Origin of the sequence: Bacillus sp. SN32, assembly GCF_002837495.1 — a bacterium.
GTDB lineage: Bacteria > Bacillota > Bacilli > Bacillales > Bacillaceae > Bacillus > Bacillus subtilis.
Window position 1 is genome coordinate 44,218 of sequence record NZ_PJCT01000006.1, and the last position, 20,826, is coordinate 65,043.

General features: G+C 46.8%; 14 protein-coding genes and 2 pseudogenes. 11 read left to right on the plus strand and 5 right to left on the minus strand.

All coding sequences use genetic code 11. The annotated features are described in order from the left end of the window. Nucleotides 1–12: 12 nt before the first annotated feature. Nucleotides 13–342 (minus strand): annotated as a pseudogene (gene yetL / locus CW370_RS18450) (transcriptional regulator YetL); the annotation flags it as partial. Between yetL and CW370_RS18455 the strand changes: the two are divergent. Beyond that, nucleotides 337–546: pseudogene (locus CW370_RS18455) on the plus strand (oxidoreductase); the annotation flags it as partial. The pseudogenes yetL and CW370_RS18455 sit on opposite strands and share 6 nt — an antisense overlap. Before the next feature lie 34 nt (nucleotides 547–580). Here the strand turns inward: CW370_RS18455 and CW370_RS18460 are convergent. After that, nucleotides 581–1,651, minus strand: a complete 1,071-nt coding sequence (locus tag CW370_RS18460; protein WP_003233793.1) for a DUF3900 domain-containing protein — start codon at nucleotides 1,649–1,651, stop codon at nucleotides 581–583. A 149-nt stretch (nucleotides 1,652–1,800) separates the two neighbouring features. Between CW370_RS18460 and cypD the strand changes: the two genes are divergently transcribed. The 7 genes from cypD (at nucleotide 1,801) to CW370_RS18505 (ending at nucleotide 12,662) form a co-directional block, all read left to right on the plus strand. After that, on the plus strand, nucleotides 1,801–4,986 hold the full coding sequence (gene cypD / locus CW370_RS18465; protein ID WP_024572816.1) for a bifunctional P-450/NADPH--P450 reductase: 3,186 nt from the start codon (nucleotides 1,801–1,803) through the stop codon (nucleotides 4,984–4,986). A 701-nt stretch (nucleotides 4,987–5,687) separates the two neighbouring features. Next, a complete protein-coding gene (gene ltaS1, locus CW370_RS18480) occupies nucleotides 5,688–7,607 on the plus strand; it encodes a lipoteichoic acid synthase LtaS1 (RefSeq protein WP_024572622.1) in 1,920 nt (639 codons plus the stop codon). Between the two features lie 237 nt (nucleotides 7,608–7,844). Next, the gene (locus CW370_RS18485; protein WP_101169901.1) at nucleotides 7,845–8,609 is read left to right on the plus strand and encodes a glucose-1-phosphate cytidylyltransferase; all 765 of its coding nucleotides are present in this window, start codon (nucleotides 7,845–7,847) and stop codon (nucleotides 8,607–8,609) included. Between the two features lie 6 nt (nucleotides 8,610–8,615). Next, the gene (locus tag CW370_RS18490; RefSeq protein ID WP_003244102.1) at nucleotides 8,616–9,584 is read left to right on the plus strand and encodes a GDP-mannose 4,6-dehydratase; all 969 of its coding nucleotides are present in this window, start codon (nucleotides 8,616–8,618) and stop codon (nucleotides 9,582–9,584) included. 23 nt (nucleotides 9,585–9,607) lie between these two features. Continuing rightward, nucleotides 9,608–10,519, plus strand: coding sequence for a putative nucleotide-diphospho-sugar transferase (locus CW370_RS18495; RefSeq protein WP_017695588.1), 912 nt, complete (start codon nucleotides 9,608–9,610; stop codon nucleotides 10,517–10,519). Between the two features lie 28 nt (nucleotides 10,520–10,547). Further along, entirely contained in the window at nucleotides 10,548–11,726 is a 1,179-nt protein-coding gene (locus CW370_RS18500) for a glycosyltransferase family 2 protein (RefSeq protein WP_003233779.1), read from the plus strand. Continuing rightward, nucleotides 11,727–12,662 carry a putative nucleotide-diphospho-sugar transferase gene (locus CW370_RS18505; protein WP_015482937.1) on the plus strand — a complete coding sequence of 312 codons (936 nt, stop codon included), beginning with the start codon at nucleotides 11,727–11,729 and terminating at the stop codon, nucleotides 12,660–12,662. Between the two features lie 29 nt (nucleotides 12,663–12,691). Here CW370_RS18505 and CW370_RS18510 read toward each other — a convergent pair whose 3' ends face one another. The 3 genes from CW370_RS18510 to CW370_RS18520 form a co-directional block, all read right to left on the minus strand. Next, on the minus strand, nucleotides 12,692–13,921 hold the full coding sequence (locus CW370_RS18510; RefSeq protein ID WP_101169902.1) for an MFS transporter: 1,230 nt from the start codon (nucleotides 13,919–13,921) through the stop codon (nucleotides 12,692–12,694). Nucleotides 13,922–14,032: 111 nt separating this feature from the next. Next, the gene (locus CW370_RS18515) at nucleotides 14,033–14,740 is read right to left on the minus strand and encodes a YjjG family noncanonical pyrimidine nucleotidase (protein WP_024573306.1); all 708 of its coding nucleotides are present in this window, start codon (nucleotides 14,738–14,740) and stop codon (nucleotides 14,033–14,035) included. A 92-nt stretch (nucleotides 14,741–14,832) separates the two neighbouring features. Further along, nucleotides 14,833–16,218, minus strand: a complete 1,386-nt coding sequence (locus tag CW370_RS18520; RefSeq protein WP_029946523.1) for an amino acid permease — start codon at nucleotides 16,216–16,218, stop codon at nucleotides 14,833–14,835. A 249-nt stretch (nucleotides 16,219–16,467) separates the two neighbouring features. On the opposite strand from CW370_RS18520, the gene yfmT reads away from it, so the two are divergent. The 3 genes from yfmT (at nucleotide 16,468) to CW370_RS18535 (ending at nucleotide 20,823) form a co-directional block, all read left to right on the plus strand. Continuing rightward, complete coding sequence (yfmT, locus tag CW370_RS18525) at nucleotides 16,468–17,925, plus strand: benzaldehyde dehydrogenase (RefSeq protein ID WP_014479141.1); 1,458 nt, start codon at nucleotides 16,468–16,470, stop codon at nucleotides 17,923–17,925. 469 nt (nucleotides 17,926–18,394) lie between these two features. Then, the gene (locus tag CW370_RS21855) at nucleotides 18,395–18,799 is read left to right on the plus strand and encodes a methyl-accepting chemotaxis protein (protein WP_369888597.1); all 405 of its coding nucleotides are present in this window, start codon (nucleotides 18,395–18,397) and stop codon (nucleotides 18,797–18,799) included. A 134-nt stretch (nucleotides 18,800–18,933) separates the two neighbouring features. Next, nucleotides 18,934–20,823: an ABC-F family ATP-binding cassette domain-containing protein gene (locus tag CW370_RS18535; RefSeq protein ID WP_029946247.1), complete on the plus strand. Its 1,890-nt coding sequence runs from the start codon at nucleotides 18,934–18,936 to the stop codon at nucleotides 20,821–20,823. Nucleotides 20,824–20,826: the final 3 nt, after the last annotated feature.

Here is a 20,826-nt window from a genome sequence, read left to right on the forward strand (position 1 = left end):
CGGACGGGTTTTTTAGTCTTTAAACACGCTCAGCCTTTCAAAAAGATCACCTAACATCTTCACGAACATGTCTTTTTCCTCGACGCTGTAGTTTTCCATAACCGCGGAGATTTTGCTGAAATGGCCGGGTAGAAATTCCTCAAGGCGTGCTTTGCCTTCCGTTGTCAGTTCAATGCTGATTTTTCGTTTATCCTCTGTGTGATGCCTGCGGCTGACAAAACCGTCCCTCGCCAGCCCGTCCAGCAGGCCTGTAATCGTCGCTTTCGTGACGTTTGACTGTTTGGCAAGCTCTGTCGGACTTAACCTATGATCCTTGGCATCAAAGAGCAGCATCAGGCGATCGAGGATGCCATCGTCCTCGCCGAAGAACTCCAAAACCACGCCGACCACGAAACAGCATTACAGGCGTACTACAAAAGAAGAGCCCCACGAGCGCTCAAAGTCCAGAACCTATCTTCAGAAATCGTCCGCCGCGGGCTGAAAGGAGAGCCGGGAGCGGAAGAACTGATTGGGGAGTGCTATGCGGTGTTGAGGGAAGGGTATTAAATAGGAAAAGTCCAGAAAGTGATTTCTGGACTTTTTAGTCTTGCTCTGTTTTATTCCTTATCCGCTCAATCACCTCATGCAGCCCCTCAGGCTTATAAAACTCCACCGGTGAACTGCCCTTCTCAAACGAAATTGTCTCGGCTTCAATCAGTGCGACATAGCGCCCGTTTACTTTGGCGAGATGAATGGAGTCGCCAAAATCCGCTAGCAATCCCTTAATCTCTGTTTCTCCGACTTTCATTTTCAGTTGGGCCTCTGGCGTGTGCTCGATGATTTGGGCGGAGGCTTCGATGACTTGATGGGTGTCGAGGCGCTCTTGGATTTCCCGCTTTTCGCTTGCTTCCCAAATCTCAATGTCGTGCTCGAACTGCTTGAGCTCTTCGCTGTTGTCTTCAAATGTCTCGTAGACGTGCTCCTGTACCATGTTCATGACCTGATTTTTCATGATTTCCGGCATCGATTCGCCGTACTCGACGAATTTCAGAAAGTCCTCAAAATAGCGGGCGTGCGAGGCCTGGTGGATTTTTAGCTCACCTTCCTCGACCATTCCTTCCTCTGGCATGTACGGGTATTGGATGCTTTTCATGTTTTTTGTCGTGATCGCCATTTCGACTTTTTTAATGAGAGAAGACGCGTCAGAGATGCGGGCGACCTTCGGCTCAAAATCACATTTCATAATAAAAACAAATGACTCGTCAAAGTATTTTCTTGGTACGGCCGAAGCGACGAGAAACACGCCGCCGCGAACCGCGCTTGTGTCAAGGTACGTGCGGACGAACTGCTCGCTCAGCTCATTGAAGTCTTCTTTTGTTTCCGCCAGACGCGCGCGGTTGAACATGTTGTAGTTTGGGTTGGAATCGAGCTCGTGGCCGGGCTCGACGATAAAATGGCCGATTTTCGTCGGGACCTGCTCGGACTGCGGATGGCGGTCTGCTTTCCGTTTGACGATTTTTTTCAGTTCCCCGTCGAGAAAGTCCTTTAGCTCGCTTTCTTCAAATTCGCCCGTATCAAGGGTCTGGAAGTGCTTGAACTGCTTGTTCGCCTGCTCATCTTTGCCTTCCACCTGTATGACATAAAAGGATAAAAACCGAATTTCAAAATCCATATATAAACTCACCTTATTCGCGTATTGTACAGCTTCTCAAGTATAGAAAAAACAGCAATCATGCGTCAATTGGGAGAACGGAATAATCATGACCATGAAAGGGAAATGTAGTCAAATAGAAGGCATCTCATACGGAAAGGAATGGTTCGATGAAGGAAACAAGCCCGATTCCTCAGCCGAAGACGTTTGGGCCGCTCGGCAATTTGCCTTTAATCGATAAAGACAAGCCGACGCTTTCGCTGATCAAACTGGCGGAAGAACAGGGCCCGATTTTTCAAATCCATACACCCGCGGGCACGACCATTGTAGTGTCCGGCCACGAATTGGTGAAAGAGGTTTGTGATGAAGAACGGTTTGATAAAAGCATTGAAGGCGCCTTGGAAAAGGTTCGCGCATTTTCGGGTGACGGATTGTTTACGAGCTGGACGCATGAGCCTAACTGGAGAAAAGCGCACAACATTCTGATGCCGACGTTCAGCCAGCGGGCCATGAAGGACTATCATGAGAAAATGGTCGATATCGCTGTTCAGCTCATTCAAAAATGGGCAAGGCTCAACCCGAATGAAGCAGTCGATGTCCCGGGAGATATGACCCGGCTGACGCTCGACACCATTGGGCTATGCGGGTTTAACTACCGCTTTAACAGTTACTACAGAGAAACGCCCCACCCGTTTATCAACAGTATGGTGCGGGCGCTTGATGAAGCGATGCATCAAATGCAGCGGCTTGATGTTCAAGATAAGCTTATGGTCAGAACAAAGCGGCAATTCCGCCATGATATTCAAACGATGTTTTCGTTAGTCGACAGCATTATTGCAGAGCGCAGGGCGAATGGAGACCAGGATGAAAAAGATTTGCTCGCCCGCATGCTGAATGTGGAAGATCCGGAAACGGGTGAAAAGCTCGACGACGAAAATATCCGCTTTCAAATCATTACGTTTTTGATTGCCGGCCATGAAACAACGAGCGGCCTGCTTTCCTTTGCGACTTACTTTTTATTGAAGCATCCTGACAAACTGAAAAAGGCGTATGAAGAGGTCGATCGGGTGCTGACAGATGCAGCGCCGACCTATAAACAAGTGCTGGAGCTTACATACATACGGATGATTTTAAATGAATCACTGCGCTTATGGCCGACAGCTCCGGCTTTCAGCCTTTATCCAAAAGAAGACACAGTCATTGGCGGAAAATTTCCGATCACGACGAATGACAGAATTTCTGTGCTGATTCCGCAGCTTCATCGTGATCGAGACGCTTGGGGAAAGGACGCAGAAGAATTCCGGCCGGAACGGTTTGAGCATCAGGACCAAGTGCCTCATCATGCGTACAAACCATTCGGAAATGGACAACGGGCCTGTATCGGCATGCAGTTTGCCCTTCATGAAGCCACACTTGTGTTAGGCATGATTCTAAAATATTTCACATTGATTGATCATGAGAATTATGAGCTTGATATCAAACAAACCTTAACACTTAAGCCGGGCGATTTTCACATCAGGGTTCAAAGCCGTCATCAGGAAGCCATTCATGCAGACGTCCAGGCAGCTGAAAAAGCCGCGCCTGATGAGCAAAAGGAGAAAACGGAAGCAAAGGGTGCATCGGTCATCGGTCTTAACAACCGCCCGCTTCTCGTGCTGTACGGCTCAGATACCGGCACCGCAGAAGGCGTCGCCCGGGAGCTTGCTGATACTGCCAGTCTTCACGGCGTAAGGACAGAGACAGCACCTCTGAACGACCGGATTGGAAAGCTGCCGAAAGAGGGAGCAGTTGTCATTGTGACCTCGTCTTATAATGGAAAACCGCCAAGCAATGCCGGACAGTTCGTGCAGTGGCTTCAAGAAATCAAACCGGGTGAGCTTGAGGGCGTCCATTACGCGGTATTTGGCTGCGGCGACCACAACTGGGCGAGCACGTATCAATACGTGCCGAGATTCATTGATGAGCAGCTTGCGGAGAAAGGCGCGACTCGGTTTTCTGCGCGCGGGGAAGGGGATGTGAGCGGTGATTTTGAAGGGCAGCTTGACGAGTGGAAAAAAAGCATGTGGGCAGACGCCATTAAGGCATTCGGACTGGAGCTTAATGAAAACGCCGATAAGGAACGAAGCACGCTGAGCCTTCAGTTTGTCAGAGGGCTGGGCGAGTCTCCGCTGGCTAGATCGTACGAAGCCTCTCACGCATCCATTGCTGAAAATCGTGAACTTCAGTCTGCGGACAGCGATCGAAGCACCCGCCATATCGAAATCGCATTGCCGCCGGATGTTGAATATCAAGAGGGCGACCATCTTGGCGTATTGCCAAAAAACAGCCAAACCAATGTCAGCCGGATTCTTCACAGATTCGGTTTGAAGGGAACCGACCAAGTGACATTGTCGGCAAGCGGCCGCAGTGCGGGGCATCTGCCATTGGGCCGTCCTGTCAGCCTGCATGATCTTCTCAGCTACAGCGTCGAGGTGCAGGAAGCAGCCACAAGAGCGCAAATACGTGAACTGGCGGCATTTACAGTGTGTCCGCCGCATAGGCGCGAATTAGAAGAACTGTCAGCAGAGGGTGTTTATCAGGAGCAAATATTGAAAAAACGAATTTCCATGCTGGATCTGCTTGAAAAGTATGAAGCGTGCGACATGCCGTTTGAACGATTTTTAGAGCTTTTACGGCCGTTAAAACCGAGATATTATTCGATTTCAAGCTCTCCAAGAGTGAATCCGCGGCAAGCATCGATCACAGTCGGTGTCGTGCGCGGCCCGGCGTGGAGCGGCCGTGGCGAATACAGGGGCGTGGCATCAAATGATTTAGCTGAGCGTAAAGCCGGTGATGATGTCGTGATGTTTGTCCGCACACCGGAATCCCGGTTTCAGCTTCCAGAAGACCCTGAAACTCCAATCATTATGGTCGGGCCAGGCACAGGAGTCGCGCCATTCCGCGGTTTCCTTCAAGCCCGCGAAGTTTTAAAACGGGAGGGGAAAACGCTCGGTGAAGCTCATCTCTATTTTGGATGCAGGAACGATCGTGATTTTATATACCGCGATGAGCTTGAGAAGTTTGAAAAAGACGGAATTGTTACTGTCCACACAGCCTTTTCCCGCAAAGAAGGCATGCCGAAAACGTATGTCCAGCATGTCATGGCTGCCCATGCGGAAACGTTAATATCAATTTTTGATCGCGGAGGCAGGCTTTATGTATGCGGTGACGGCAGCAAAATGGCCCCGGATGTGGAGGCGGCACTGCAAAAGGCGTATCAGTCTGTCCATGGCACCGGGGAGCAAGAAGCGCAAAACTGGCTGAGACATCTGCAGGATACCGGTATATACGCCAAAGATGTCTGGGCAGGAATATAGATAATGAAGACTGGAGACATCCAGTCTTTCAGCGTGTCGGCAAACCCTCGCATTCGTTGTCAGGACTGCGCTTCGGTGCTCAATGCGAAGTGGATCAACGGCTAAATTCTCAGGCGTCCTGCCTAAACGCCGTCGTCATCACATCCTGTGAATATCCGCTCCTATGCTCGTCCTTCCTAGACTTCAAGGGTTTTCAATCACGCTGAAAAGATGACAAAATCCTAAAATGAAAACCATTTTAGGTTTTTGTCAACAATCTGGAAGACTGGAGACATCCAGTCTTTTTTGTCCTATCGAAAAAATGGTGATCGCGCTAAACATTGATGCATACAATAACTTCAGTCCGCCAGAAGGGCGGGCTGTCTGCAAAACCTATTTTTCGTTTTTGCTAGTTTATGTTATTCTTATACTCGGTATCTATTTCTTTTTTCAAAGGCACACATGACAAAAGAAATCCTTTTTTTATTTCCGAGAAAAAAATGTGAAACGAAATGAAGGTTTCTTTCGTCCAGTGATTGGTTTCCAAATGGTTGTAATAAAAATGATATGGTGCGAAACATGAATATTCCGGCTTGCCGCGGTGTATTTCTTGTTGTGTGATGCCTTGATTTTGTTTGGAAAGAAGGAATTGGAAGGCAGGATATAAAGAGCAGGTAAATATGAATGAAGAACTTAAAGTGTTTAAGAAAGTAGAGGTTGCCATGAAGAAACTTTTTTCTTACAAACTTAGCTTTTTTGTGCTGGCTGTTATACTGTTTTGGGCAAAAACGTATTTATCCTACAAGACTGAGTTTAATCTTGGGGTAAAAGGCACAACTCAGGAGATCCTCCTGATATTTAACCCATTCTCAAGCGCCGTCTTCTTTTTAGGACTGGCTTTGCTGGCGAAAGGGCGTAAATCAGCCATTATTATGCTGATTATCGATTTCTTGATGACATTTGTGTTATATGCAAATATTTTATTCTATCGTTTCTTTGACGATTTCTTGACGTTCCCGAACATTAAACAGTCTGGAAACGTTGGAAACATGGGAGACGGGATTTTCAGTATCATGGCCGGTCATGATATTTTCTATTTCTTAGATATTATCATTTTGATTGCGGTATTGATCTGGAGACCTGAATTAAAAGAATACAAAATGAAAAAACGCTTTGCATCTTTAGTGATCCTTTCTGGGATCGCACTGTTTTTCATCAACCTGCACTATGCGGAAAAAGACCGTCCGCAGCTGCTGACAAGAACGTTTGACCGCAATTATATTGTGAAATATTTAGGTTTATACAACTACACCATTTATGACGGTGTACAGACGGCTCAAACAGAAACGCAACGGGCCTATGCAAGCAGCGATGATTTAACAAGCGTCGAGAATTACACGACGTCTCATTATGCGAAACCGAACGCCGAGTACTTCGGCTCTGCCAAAGGCAAAAATATCATTAAAATTCACCTCGAAAGCTTCCAGTCATTCCTGATTGACTACAAGCTAAACGGTGAAGAGGTGACGCCTTTCTTAAATAAACTTGCGCACGGCGGGGAAGATGTGACGTATTTTGATAACTTCTTCCATCAGACAGGCCAGGGAAAAACATCTGATGCCGAGCTGACAATGGATAACTCGATCTTCGGTCTTCCTGAAGGCTCCGCGTTTGTGACGAAAGGCGAAAACACTTACCAGTCGCTTCCTGCGATTTTAGACCAGAAGGAAGGCTATACAAGCGCCGTCCTGCATGGTGATTACAAATCGTTCTGGAACCGTGACCAGATTTACAAACATATCGGATATGACAAGTTCTTCGACGCAAGCACGTATGATATGTCAGATGAAAATGTGATTAATATGGGGCTTAAGGATAAGCCGTTCTTTACAGAATCGATTCCAAAGCTTGAATCTCTTAAACAGCCATTTTATGCGCATTTGATTACATTGACAAACCATTATCCGTTTAACCTTGATGAAAAAGACGCGTCTCTTAAAAAAGCGACAACAGGCGATAACACAGTTGACAGCTACTTCCAGACAGCGCGTTACCTTGACGAAGCGCTTGAGCAATTCTTCAAGGAGCTGAAGGAAGCCGGCCTGTATGACAACTCAGTCATCATGATTTACGGTGACCATAACGGTATTTCTGAAAACCATAACCGAGCGATGAAAGAGATTCTTGGAAAAGAGATCACAGATTATCAAAACGCACAGAACCAGCGTGTGCCGCTGATGATCCGCGTTCCTGGCAAAAAAGGCGGAGTGAACCATACGTATGGCGGCGAAATTGACGTTATGCCGACACTTCTGCATTTAGAAGGAATTGATTCTCAGAAATATATCAACTTTGGTACTGATTTATTCTCTAAAGACCACGACGATACGGTGGCATTCAGAAACGGAGACTTCGTAACGCCGAAGTACACATCAGTCGACAATATCATTTACGATACGAAGACAGGTGAAAAACTGAAAGCGAATGAAGAAACGAAGAATCTGAAAACAAGAGTGACCCAGCAGCTGAGTCTTTCAGACAGTGTCCTGTACAAAGACTTGCTGAGGTTCCATAAACTAAGTGATTTCACAGCCGTTGATCCGTCTGACTATCATTACGGCAAGGAAAAAGAAATCAAATAAAGATGAGAAAGAGCCTTGAGCGGGCGCATTGCCTTCGCTGAAGGCTCTTTTTTTTGGTTACATAACCAACTTCAAAAAATAGATTCTATTTGGTCACCAAGGCCGTCTTTCTCTCATATCATTACAGTAGATTTTGAAACCGGATTGAAATCGGACAAATTATCGGGGAAATGCCTTGATAGATTGTGAAGATGTACCAGGTTTCGAACTCAATATTCATAGAGATGAGGGGTAGAGATGAAAGCGGTCATTCTCTGCGGCGGAAAAGGAACGAGAATGAGTGAAGTCACGAATGACATTCCTAAACCGCTCGCCATGATAGGCGGCAAACCGATTCTATGGCATATTATGAAAATTTATCAGTACTACGGAGTAAACGAGTTTATTCTGCTTTTGGGCTATAAAGGAGAAAAAATCAAGGAATACTTTCTCGACTATGAATGGAAGCACAACAGCCTGACACTCGACAGCTCTACGGGAGAGGTACAGATGCTGGGGCAGCCTGAAACGTGGAAAATTACGTTTTTGGAGACTGGGGAAGATACGCTGACAGCCGGAAGAATCTTGCAGGCGAAAGACTTTATCGGTGATGAAACATTTCTGCTTACCTATGGGGACGGGCTGGCCAATATCAATCTTTTCCATCTCATCAGCTATCATCAGACAAAAGGTGCTGCCGCGACTGTCACCGGCATTGACAAAGTCTCGCAGTTTGGCACCTTGACGGTTGAGGACGGCATGGCGAAAACATTTTCTGAGAAGACATCAAGTGACGGAATCATCAACGGCGGATTCTTCGTTCTCAGTCCAAAGGTTTTCGATTATTTGCCGAAGGACGGGAACGCGATGTTCGAAGATGAACCGCTGAAGAACCTTGCCAAAGACGGAGAGCTTGCTGTGTACCGCCATTACGGATTTTGGACGGCCATTGATACGTATAAAAATCTCTTAGAAGTCAACAAAATGTGGAATCAAGGACAACAAGTATGGAAGGTATGGTGAAACGATTTGAGTTTCTGGAAAAATAAAAACGTATTTGTCACGGGATGCACAGGTCTTTTAGGAAGCTATTTGGTGAAAGAGCTGATCGAACAGGGCGCAAACGTTACGGGGCTTGTCAGGGATCATGTGCCTCAATCCAATCTTTATCAGGGAGAACATATCAAGAAAATGAACATCGTGCGGGGCTCTCTTGAGGACTTGGCTGTGATTGAACGCGCGCTTGGCGAGTATGAGATCGACACTGTCTTTCATCTTGCTGCACAAGCGATTGTCGGCGTGGCAAACCGCAACCCGATTTCTACCTTTGAAGCGAATATCCTCGGCACATGGAATATTCTCGAAGCCTGCCGCAAGCATCCGTTAATTAAGCGGGTCATTGTCGCTTCAAGTGATAAAGCTTACGGCGATCAAGAAAACCTTCCATACGATGAAAACATGCCGCTGCAAGGCAAGCACCCGTACGACGTCTCAAAAAGCTGCGCAGATCTGATCAGCCACACCTATTTTCACACGTACGGGCTTCCGGTCTGCATTACGCGCTGCGGAAACTTATACGGCGGCGGAGATTTGAACTTCAACCGCATCATTCCTCAGACGATTCAGCTTGTGCTGAACGGGGAAGCGCCGGAAATCCGAAGCGACGGCACATTTGTACGGGACTACTTCTATATCGAAGACGCCGTTCAGGCTTATCTTCTTCTTGCAGAAAAAATGGAAGAAAACAATCTTGCCGGAGAGGCCTTTAACTTCAGCAATGAGATCCAGCTGACCGTACTTGAACTGGTAGAGAAAATATTAAAGAAAATGAACAGTAATCTGAAACCTAAGGTGCTGAATCAGGGAAGCAATGAAATCAAACATCAATATTTATCCGCGGAAAAAGCAAGAAAGCTACTGAATTGGACACCGGCCTACACTATTGATGAGGGACTTGAAAAAACGATTGAGTGGTATACGGAATTCTTCAAAAAGTAATGTGAAACGAGGTGAACAAGACTGTGACCAGCGCGTATTGCACCGTTTTATCAAAAGGAAGATTATATCAGGCAGTCGCTTTGTTTAAGTCGTTAGAGCAAGTTGATCAAGACAGTCCCATTTTTATACTTTGCATGGATGAAGATACGCACCGCGTGTTACAGAAGCTGAAGATGAAGCAGCTGAACCTTGTGCCGGTGGCCGCTCTTGAAAATGAATTGCTGCTGAAGCTGAAGGAAACTAGAGATCAAAGTGAGTATTGCTGGACGATGAAGCCGATCTTTCTGCAAGCTGTGCTGAACAGCAATCCTGAGCTGGAGCGTGTGACGTATATTGACGGGGATCTCTTTTTCTATGCAGATCCATCGCCGATTTTTGAAAACCAGCCGGACTGCTCGGTGCTGCTTTCACGGGGGGATATTGTAATCCCTTCTTTTGAGAAAGAGCAGATTGACATGCTGCAGCGTCTTTTAGGCAGATATAATTCAGGGTTTATCAGCTTCAAGCATGATGATGCAGGCACGGATTGCTTGGAGTGGTGGAAGGAACGCTGTCTTGAGGAATGCAAAAATGCACCGGGTGAAGGGAAATTCGGTGATCAGGGCTATTTGGATTATATGTCTGAGCTGTTTCCGAATGTGTGTGACATTACAACACCCGGCGTGAACATTGGGCATTGGAATTATGGGCAGCATACGTTTTCCTGGAAAGATGGCCGGATCGTGCTGGAGGATGGCAGTCCGCTGATCTTTTATCATTTCAGCGGATACCGAATCGTCAGCATCAATGAAATCAAACAGATTCATGAAACAACCCGCACAGATCTGCCGTTTGTGCATGAACTGTATCAAGAGACACTGCCGCATATCATTCAGCACATGAAAACGTTAGACCCTGAATTTAACGGTTTTGCTTCAAAAGATGACAACAAATAAATGAGTAAATACAGGAAGTGAAAATGAAGTGAAAGCAAGCGTTATTATTCCTGCATATAATTCGAAGGAGCGTCTTTACAACAGCCTTCTGTCATTAAACCAGCAGGAGTGCGATGAAGAATTCGAAGTCATTGTAGCGGACAATGGCTCTGAGGACGGGACGCTCTCGATGCTTGAGTCATTTCAAGCTGATTTTCCGCTGATCTTTACACGGATTAAAGAAAACAGGGGCATTGCGTACGGACGAAATCAGGCGCTTCGCAATGCCAGAGGAGACATCCTGATTTTCCATGACAGCGATATGCTTGCGGCAAAGGACCTTGTGGCAAAACATATTAAAGCCCATGAGAACGAAGAGAATCTCGTCGTGTGCGGGTTGTTTTGGAAACGGATCTACAGTTTTTATTATGAACGGTTTGAAGAAGAACATAAGGAACAGCTCGCAAAGCTCACAGGTGAAATGCCGAAGAAAGACAAACAAAAGCTGCTGGAGGAAGCGGACATCAAAAACGGAAGCTTTCTTGATAAAAGCTTTGACCTCGATACTGACTTTATAGACGTGCTCAAGAAGATTTTAGATGAGTACGGCGATGACTTGAAAGGCTATCATATGCCATGGCGCTTTTTTATCACGAATAATTCCTCTGTGAAACGCAAGCATGTGGTTGACCTCGGTTTATTTGACGAAGGCATTGTGCGGTACGGGTTTGAGGATTATGACCTCGGGATCAGGCTTCATCAGGCCGGATTGACCTTCAGGCTTCGCCGCGATATTGTCAGTGTTCATCAGGAACATCCAAGCAATTGTAAGTCTGTAGACGATATTCGGGCAAACATTGCCTATATGTGCGATAAATACAATAACATCCGCTCCTTAGACGTTCATCTCGCATTTAATGGGCCGTTCCCGCCTGACATGACGAACAGAATCATGGCTGATATTCAAAAGCTGCTGGAATCACAGAAATATGATATGCTGCTGAATCTGTTTCTTGAGCTTCTGCATGTTGTTAAAGAGCGCAACATTGATCCGGATTGGCGAAAGAAATCCCCAAGGGTGACGGCGAAAAGCTTTGATTTACAAACTGTCCGCAAGCTTTTGCCGAAAGCGAAGAAAAAGCTAGGCGTGAACGATTTTGCCAACGCACTGTATGCGCTTGTCAACGATTTGCTGCACGTGGATCTTAGATCATTGGATGTGGTATAAGTGAGTACATTTCATTTTTCAACGATAGTGTCAAGGACACATATCTTTAAGCTCATGCCTATGATTCATTCTCTCCATGAGCATTGCGATGATTTTCATTTATATGTGCTGTGTGTCGACCAGAAAGCGTATGAATTGCTTCAGCACGTTCCATGGGAGCATGTCACCTTTGTGCAGCTGCATGAAATGGAAGACCCGGAGCTGCTGAAAGCGAAAAGCAACAGAACGTTTCATGAATATTGCTGGACGTTAAAGCCCGCCTTTTTGTTTCATGTGATGAGCAAGTGGGATGACGCTGAATACTTTGCCCATATGGATACGGATCTATTTTTCTTTTCTGATCCGGCGCGTATTTTTGCAGAAAACCCAACGGCGTCTCTGTATTTGACTGATCATCGTAATTCGCCGCGCTTCATGTCCTACTACGACCGAACCGGACGCTTTAATACAGGCTTTGTCGGTGCCGGTAATACAAAGGAAGCATATGAAGCGGTGTGGCAGTGGAGACAGGACTGTATTGAATTTTGCACGGTCGAAATGGATACGGAACGAAAGACATATGGTGATCAAAGGTATGTGGAGAAATGGCCGGCGCAGTTTAAAGGTGTTCATGTTGTCAAATCAATAGGAGCCAATACAGCGCTTTGGAATATCGAAAACTATAAGGTCGGGCAAAAGGACGGCCGCGTGTATATAGATGAAACGCCGCTGATTTTCTATCATTTCTCAGGGTTTACACTGGTGACAGAAAAAGAGTTTAATCTTTGCTGGTACTACCGGATTGAAGACGAAGCGACAATTGAGATGATTTATATGCCGTATATATTAAATCTGAAAAGATGGATTGATGAAATACAGTCGGCGTTTCCGGACTTTGCGGATGGCTTTATCCCGAAGCACGCAGTGCCTGACACTCATTTTATCCAGCTGGATTAAAAAACCCCTGCCGCCTGGCAGGGGTTTTTTCAGCTATGCCATTCTCTCAGCTTCTGGTCACTCGGCAATAGGAAGGCAAGGATGCCGAGAACAGGGAGAAAGGCAATGGCGATCATCGTCGGGGTCAGTCCCGCGGCGTCAATCAGAGCGCCCAGCGCCACAGCGCCGATTGCGCCCATCCCGAAGGCAAGCCCGACGGTTAAACCGGACATTGTGCCGATTTTTCCAGGAACTAGCTCCTGTGCGTAGACGACCGTTACAGAAAAGCTCGACATCAGAATCAAGCCAATCAATGCGAGCACGCCATAGGCGAGAACCGGGCCGGCAAATGGCAGCACAATCGCCAGCGGCGCCGAGCATAACAGCGAACCGAGGATAACGAAGCGTTTTCCAAAACGGTCTGCAAGCGGGCCGCCGAGAAACGTGCCGATTGCGCCGAACAGCAAGAAGACAAAAATATAGCTTTGTGCCTGCTGAATGCTTACGTGATAGGTATCCATCGCGTAAAACGTGTAAAAGTTACCGATCGCACTCGTATACCAAGAACGAGCAAAAATGAGAAATATAATAATAATAAGAGCAGATACAACAGATTTGGTGATGGCCGTGTTTTCAGCCGTTTTCTTTTGTTTGCCTGATTTCTGGGCAAGGCTGCCGAGACGTGAGGCGTACCATTTCGCAATATACATGAGAAACATAACAGCAAGCGCGGCGACAAGCGTGAACCAAACAGCGCCGAATTGCCCGAGCGGCACAAGAATCAGCGCGGTGATCAGCGGCGCCATCGCCTGGCCTGAGTTTCCGCCCACCTGATAAATCGACTGTGCGAGCCCGCGTTTTGTGCCGGCGGCCATATACGCCACACGGGAGCCCTCCGGATGGAAAATGGCCGAGCCTAATCCAATGAAAAACACACAGCATAAGATCGTTGCGAATGACGGGGCAAATGCAAGGCCTAAAATGCCAAGCATGCTGGCGGTCAAACCGACTGGCAGCGCATACGGCCGCGGCCGTTTATCGGTATACCAGCCGACAACAGGCTGCATGACGGATGACACCATGTTTAATGTGAAAGCGATGATGCCAAGCTGTGTAAACGTCAGGCTCATGGAGCGTTCCAAAATAGGGAACATGGCCGGAATCACAGCTTGAAGCGAATCGTTGAGCATATGGCAGATTCCGATAATAATCAAAATCGGATACACCGTGGTGCCTGGTTTTTGAACTGTTTTTTCTTTTAACGGGGCGGCGATAGCCAATTGAGTCTCCTCCTTACATATATAACCAAAGCATACCACCATATTATTCATAAGGTGAAGAATTTATCAAGAGGAAAAAAGACTCTTATGAAAGAAACGCCGTCAGCCTGATTAGCAGCTGACGGTATTTTCGATATTCAAAATGTGATATAGCTCTTCAAGCTTACGAATCTCATAGGTTGGTATGATCTCTGGCACATTCGGCTTCATGTCAGGGTTCATCCAGCAAGTATCAAGCCCGGCGAGCTGTCCGCCTTTGATATCAGCAGTTAGTGAATCCCCGATGATTAATGTGTGCTCTGCAGAAAATTGAGGAATCCGATCAAACACGTAATCGAAATATTCCTTCATCGGCTTTTGGAAGCCTGTGTCTTCAGAAACGAAAATGTCCTTGAAGAATGGAAATAATCCTGAATCACGGAGACGCTTATATTGTGTGTTAGACACGCCGTTTGTCACGATGTACAAATCAAACTGTTGCTGCAGATTTGAGATGAGATCAAATGCACCGTCAATAAGCTGATGTCCTTCTTCAAGAAAGCGGCGGTATTTTTGCTCAAGCAAGGCTCCGTCCGCCTCGTAACCGTACTCCTTGAGCAAAGCGGAAAAACGCGTGTTTACGACTTCATCCCGTGTCATCTTACCTTCTTCAAAGGCTCTCCAGAGACCTTGATTGATGGTTTTATACTGCGCCTTCATGTCATTTGTTAAAGGAATGTTCTGATCTTCAAACAGCAAACGCAGGGCTAAAGCTTCTGCCGCTTGAAAATCAAGGATGGTATCATCTACATCAAATAATAAAGTGCGGTATCGTTTCATCTGTGTGTCTCCCTTTCCTCATATGTATTCAAAGTATAGCACATAAAAAAAGGAAAAAGCCGGCGGGTGAGGCACCGCCGGCTAAAAAGAGATTATTTGTTTAATAAGCTGTGTTTTCTCGAATATAGGAAGTAAACCAGCGTTCCGACAGCGATCCAGATGACAAATGAAAGCCATGTGACGCCGGGAAGGCTGTACATGAACCAAATGCAGATGCCTGCGCTGATAATCGGCACAACCGGAACGAACGGCACTCTGAAGGACGCCTTGATTTCAGGATGTTTCTTTCTTAGCACAATGACAGCAATAGATATGACCGTAAACGCGGCAAGTGTTCCCATGTTCACCAGATGGGCCAGCGTTCCGAGGTTAATAAAGCCGGCGATTCCCGCTGCAACGATTCCTGTCAGCCATGTGTTGCGGAACGGGGTTTTAAATGACGGATGAACCTTTGCGAACAATCCAGGCAGAAGGCCGTCTCTGCTCATGGCAAATGTCAAACGAACCTGAGCGTACAGCAAAGCGAGCATCACCGTCGTAATCCCGATAATCGCACCGACAGAAATAATTCCGGCAACAGCGTCCTGTCCGACGAATTTCAGCGCAAAGGATACAGGATCTCCGACATTCAATTTGGCATAAGGCATCATGCCTGTCAGCACAAGCGATACCGCGATGTACAGAACCGTGCAGACAGCTAGAGCTGAAATAATGCCGACGGGCATGTTTTTTTGCGGATTTTTCACTTCCTCTGAAGCGTTAGAAACCGCGTCAAACCCAAGGTACGCGAAGAATACAGTGGCAGCGCTAAGAATGACGCCTTTCATCCCGAATGGCATAAAAGGAGACCAGTTGTCCGGTTTTACATAGCCGATGCCGACAATAATGAACAATAAAATGATCGCGATTTTCATCAGTACGATGACGTTGTTAAAGCGTGTGCTTTCCTTGACGCCTCTGCTGACAATCGCGGTGATGAGGAGAATGATCACCGCAGCTGGAAGATTAAATACGGCGCCCGCCGTGCTTCCCGGCGCTCCTGTCAGTGCAGCCGGAATATGAAGATTGAAGCCGGCAAGAAGTGATTGAAAGTATGAAGACCAGCCGGTGGCAACCGCCGACAGTGCAATGACATATTCAAGCATGAGATCCCATCCTATCAAAAAGGCGAGCAGCTCTCCAAGTGTCACGTATGAGTATGAGTACACGCTTCCCGAAATCGGAATTGAAGACGAAAACTCAGCATAACAGAAAGCAGCCAGCGCACAGGCGAGCCCCGCTAAAATAAACGATATGATGAGGGCGGGACCTGCACCGGTCGCTGCCACTGTTCCTGTAATGACAAAAATCCCTGTACCGATGACACAACCGATACCGAGCAAGGTTAAATCAAATGCGCTTAACGTACGGGCAAGGCTTTTTGACTTGCTCTGCGCACTCAATGTTTCAAGCGGTTTTTTTCTAAATAATGAACTCATCAAAAGTTCCTCCTGGAAATATTCAAAATATTCTAATCATTATATACAGTTCTTGTTGTATTATATTGTCGAAATTTGACGCAGTCAATAAAATATTTTTCTGCTTTAAATGATAGAAGCGAAACAGCGTTGTCGTATCATAGGATAGTAATTTTTACTAATCGTATATTCAATTTTATGCAAGATGAACCGATAGAAAAAATAGATTCGCCCATATTTTGATTTGCGGTTATAAAGGAGATGCTGACCATGTTTCAATATGAAGAGTTGAATAAACAGTTTATCGGCGGGAAATGGCAGGAGGGCAGCAGCCCAAATGTATTGGAAAACAAAAATCCTTATACTCAAAAAACATTCACAACATTCCGTAAAGCGACTGCTGACGATGTAGATGAAGCGTATCGGGCAGCGGCGCTGGCAAAGAAAAAATGGGATGCGGTCAACCCGTTTGAGAAAAGAACCATTTTAGAAAAAGCCGTCACGTATATTGAAGAAAATGAAGAAGCCATTATTTATTTGATTATGGAGGAGCTAGGCGGTACAAGGCTCAAAGCGGCTTTTGAAATCGGACTTGTCAAAAACATCATGAAAGAAGCGGCAACGTTCCCAATTCGCATGGAGGGGAAAATTCTTCCGTCCACAATAGATGGCAAGGAAAACAGATTATATCGCGTGCCGGCAGGCGTTGTCGGTGTCATCAGTCCGTTTAACTTCCCATTCTTTTTATCTATGAAATCAGTGGCGCCTGCACTCGGAGCCGGCAATGGCGTTGTGCTAAAGCCGCATGAGGAAACGCCGATTTGCGGCGGAACGCTGATTGCGAAAATTTTTGAGAACGCGGGAATTCCAGCGGGGCTGCTGAATGTTGTTGTCACAGACATTGCTGAAATCGGCGACAGCTTCGTTGAGCATCCAGTGCCGCGGATCATTTCATTTACCGGTTCTACGAAAGTCGGCAGCTACATCGGACAGCTTGCGATGAAGCATTTTAAAAAGCCGCTTCTTGAGCTTGGCGGGAACAGCGCCTTCATCGTACTTGAGGATGCAGATATAGAATATGCGGTCAATGCGGCGGTGTTCAGCCGATTTACACATCAAGGACAGATTTGCATGTCAGCCAACCGCGTGCTTGTTCATTCTTCTATTTATGACAAGTTCCTTGAGCTGTACCAGGCAAAAGTGGAATCGCTGAAAGTCGGCGACCCAATGGACCCTGATACGATTATCGGGCCATTAATCAACAGCAGACAGACGGACGGGCTGATGAAGACTGTAGAGCAAGCAATTGAAGAAGGCGCTGTACCAGTGAAGCTTGGCGGATTTAACGGGACGATCGTGGAACCGACGATCTTAAAAGACGTCAAACCGTTCATGAGCATTGCCAAGGAAGAGCTGTTCGGACCAGTCGTCTCCTTTATGAAGTTTGATTCAGAAGACGAAGCGGTGGATATCGCAAACGAAACCCCGTTTGGCTTGAGCGGTGCCGTACATACGTCAAATCTTGAGCGCGGCGTGGCTTTTGCGAAACGCATTGAAACAGGCATGATTCACGTCAATGACACGACTATCAATGATGAACCGAATGTAGCCTTCGGCGGTGAAAAGCAATCAGGCCTCGGCCGTTTAAACGGTGAGTGGAGCCTCGAAGAATTTACAACGCTGAAATGGATCTCGGTCCAGCACGAAAAACGCAGCTTCCCTTATTAATGAAAAGGAGTGAATGGAATTGACCATAAATACGGAAAAAGAAACCGCAGATATTCTGGACGCATTTATCAAAGTAGCCCCTTATTTAAACAGCCTGGTTCAGGATGATATTACAATCGGCATTTATGATACGGAAAAACTGCTCGTGAATATACCGGCTAAAACCTTTTCGCTGAACGTAAAAGCCGGCGATCCGCTGCAGGAAGGGGATATCATCACAGATGCCATCCGCAGCAATCAGAAGAAGACGAGCATGGTTCCGAAAGAATTGTTCGGCTTCCCATTGATCGCGCGTGCCATCCCGCTGCACGACGAGAATGGAAGAGTCATTGGAGGCGTCGGCCTCGGAACGAGCCTTGAGGAGTCGTCAAAGCTGCATGATGTCGCGGAAAGCTTATCAGCTGTCGTTGAACAAACAGCCGCGGCTATTTCCGACATTTCTGAATCAATTAACGGGTTTTCAACTCAAATGTCGGGCATTTCCTCTCAGGCGAAAAAAGTAAGCGAAAGCGCCGGTGAAATCGCCGATATTTCAGTAACTGTTAAAGGCATCTCTGACCAAAGCAATCTGCTCGGCTTGAATGCCGCGATCGAAGCGGCAAGAGCAGGGGAGTCCGGAAAAGGCTTCTCTGTCGTCGCAGATGAGATCAGAAAGCTAGCAACGCATTCAAAAGAAAATGTCGGCCAAATTGACCAGATTACGAAAAAAATCCACAGCCTGCTGAAAGGGCTCGAGGAATCCATTGAGTCGATTAACCAGCATACAGACGGACAAGCCGCTGCTGTTGAACAAATTTCCGCCACAATGCAGGAGATTTCAGGAAGCGCGCAGCATCTTGCAAAAATGGCCGAAAAAGCGCTTGAGGAAGAGTAAGAGACCGGGGACAAACATCCCCGGTCTTTTTCTTATCCTGCATTTCCATGAAATTCGTCTGACGTTTTACTAGTTTTATTCCAGCGGCTGATTTAAAATGTACACATGAACTTACGTGAGGATTGATAGGAACCATGAGCATATTAAAAGCGGAAAATCTTTATAAAACATACGGAGATAAAACATTATTTGACCATATCTCCTTTCATATTGAAGAGAATGAGAGAATCGGATTAATCGGGCCGAACGGAACAGGAAAATCAACGCTGCTGAAAGTGATTTCCGGCTTGGAATCTATCGAAGAAGGAGAAATCACGAAATCTGGAAGCGTGCAGGTCGAATTTCTTCATCAAGACCCGGAGCTGCCTGCGGGGCAAACAGTGCTGGAACATATCTATTCCGGTGAATCGGCTGTGATGAAAACCTTGCGTGAATATGAAAAAGCGCTGTATGAACTGGGGAAAGATCCCGAAAATGAACAGCGCCAGAAACACCTGCTGGCAGCACAAGCGAAAATGGACGCAAACAATGCATGGGATGCAAACACCTTGGCAAAAACCGTATTGTCTAAGCTGGGCGTCAAAGACGTAACAAAACCGGTCAATGAGCTCTCAGGCGGCCAGAAAAAACGGGTAGCCATTGCCAAAAACTTAATTCAGCCCGCTGATCTGCTCATTTTGGACGAGCCGACAAACCATTTGGATAATGAAACGATTGAGTGGCTTGAAGGGTATTTAAGCCAATATCCCGGCGCCGTCATGCTGGTGACGCACGATAGATATTTCTTAAACCGTGTCACCAACCGCATTTATGAGCTTGAAAGAGGCAGCCTCTACACGTACAAAGGCAACTATGAAGTGTTTTTAGAAAAACGCGCGGAACGGGAAGCGCAGGCTGAGCAAAAGGAAACGAAGCGGCAAAACCTGCTGCGCCGCGAGCTGGCCTGGCTCAGACGAGGAGCGAAAGCCCGCTCAACAAAACAAAAGGCGAGAATTGACCGGGTAGAGACGCTTAAAGAGCAGAAAGGCCCTCAGTCATCAGGTTCACTCGATTTTGCCATTGGCTCGCACCGTCTCGGAAAACAAGTTATTGAAGCGGAGAACGTCATGATCGCTTATGACGGCCGCATGCTCGTCGACCGTTTTAATGAACTTGTCATACCAGGTGAACGGATCGGGATCATCGGGCCAAACGGCATCGGGAAAACAACGCTGTTAAATGCCCTTGCCGGCCGTCATACGCCGGACGGAGGCGATATTACGATCGGACAGACGGTCAGAATCGGCTACTATACTCAGGATCATAGTGAAATGAACGGTGAGTTAAAGGTCATTGACTATATAAAAGAAACGGCGGAGGTCGTAAAAACGGCAGATGGCGATATGATTACAGCTGAACAAATGCTCGAGCGTTTCCTCTTCCCGCGTTCGATGCAGCAGACGTATATCCGCAAGCTGTCCGGCGGGGAAAAACGCCGTTTATACTTGCTTCAGGTTCTCATGCAGGAGCCGAATGTCCTGTTTCTCGATGAGCCGACGAACGATTTGGATACTGAAACATTAAGCGTTCTTGAGGATTATATTGACCAGTTCCCTGGCGTCGTCATCACCGTATCCCATGACCGCTATTTCCTTGACCGCGTCGTCGACCGTTTGATTGTATTTGAAGGAAATGGTGTCATTTCCCGCTTTCAAGGCTCCTACAGCGACTATATGGAGGAGTCAAAAGCGAAAAAAGCGGCCCCAAAACCGGCAGCTGAGGAAAAAACGGCTGAAGCCGAGCCGAAGAAAAAACGGAAAAAGCTTTCTTACAAAGACCAGCTGGAATGGGACGGCATCGAAGATAAAATTGCCCAGCTGGAAGAAAAGCATGAACAGCTCGAAGCTGACATCGCCGCAGCAGGCAGTGATTTTGGCAAAATCCAAGAGCTGATGGCCGAGCAGGCGAAAACTGCGGAAGAGCTTGAGGCTGCTATGGACCGCTGGACAGAATTGTCCCTCATGATTGAAGAACTGGAAAGCTAAAAA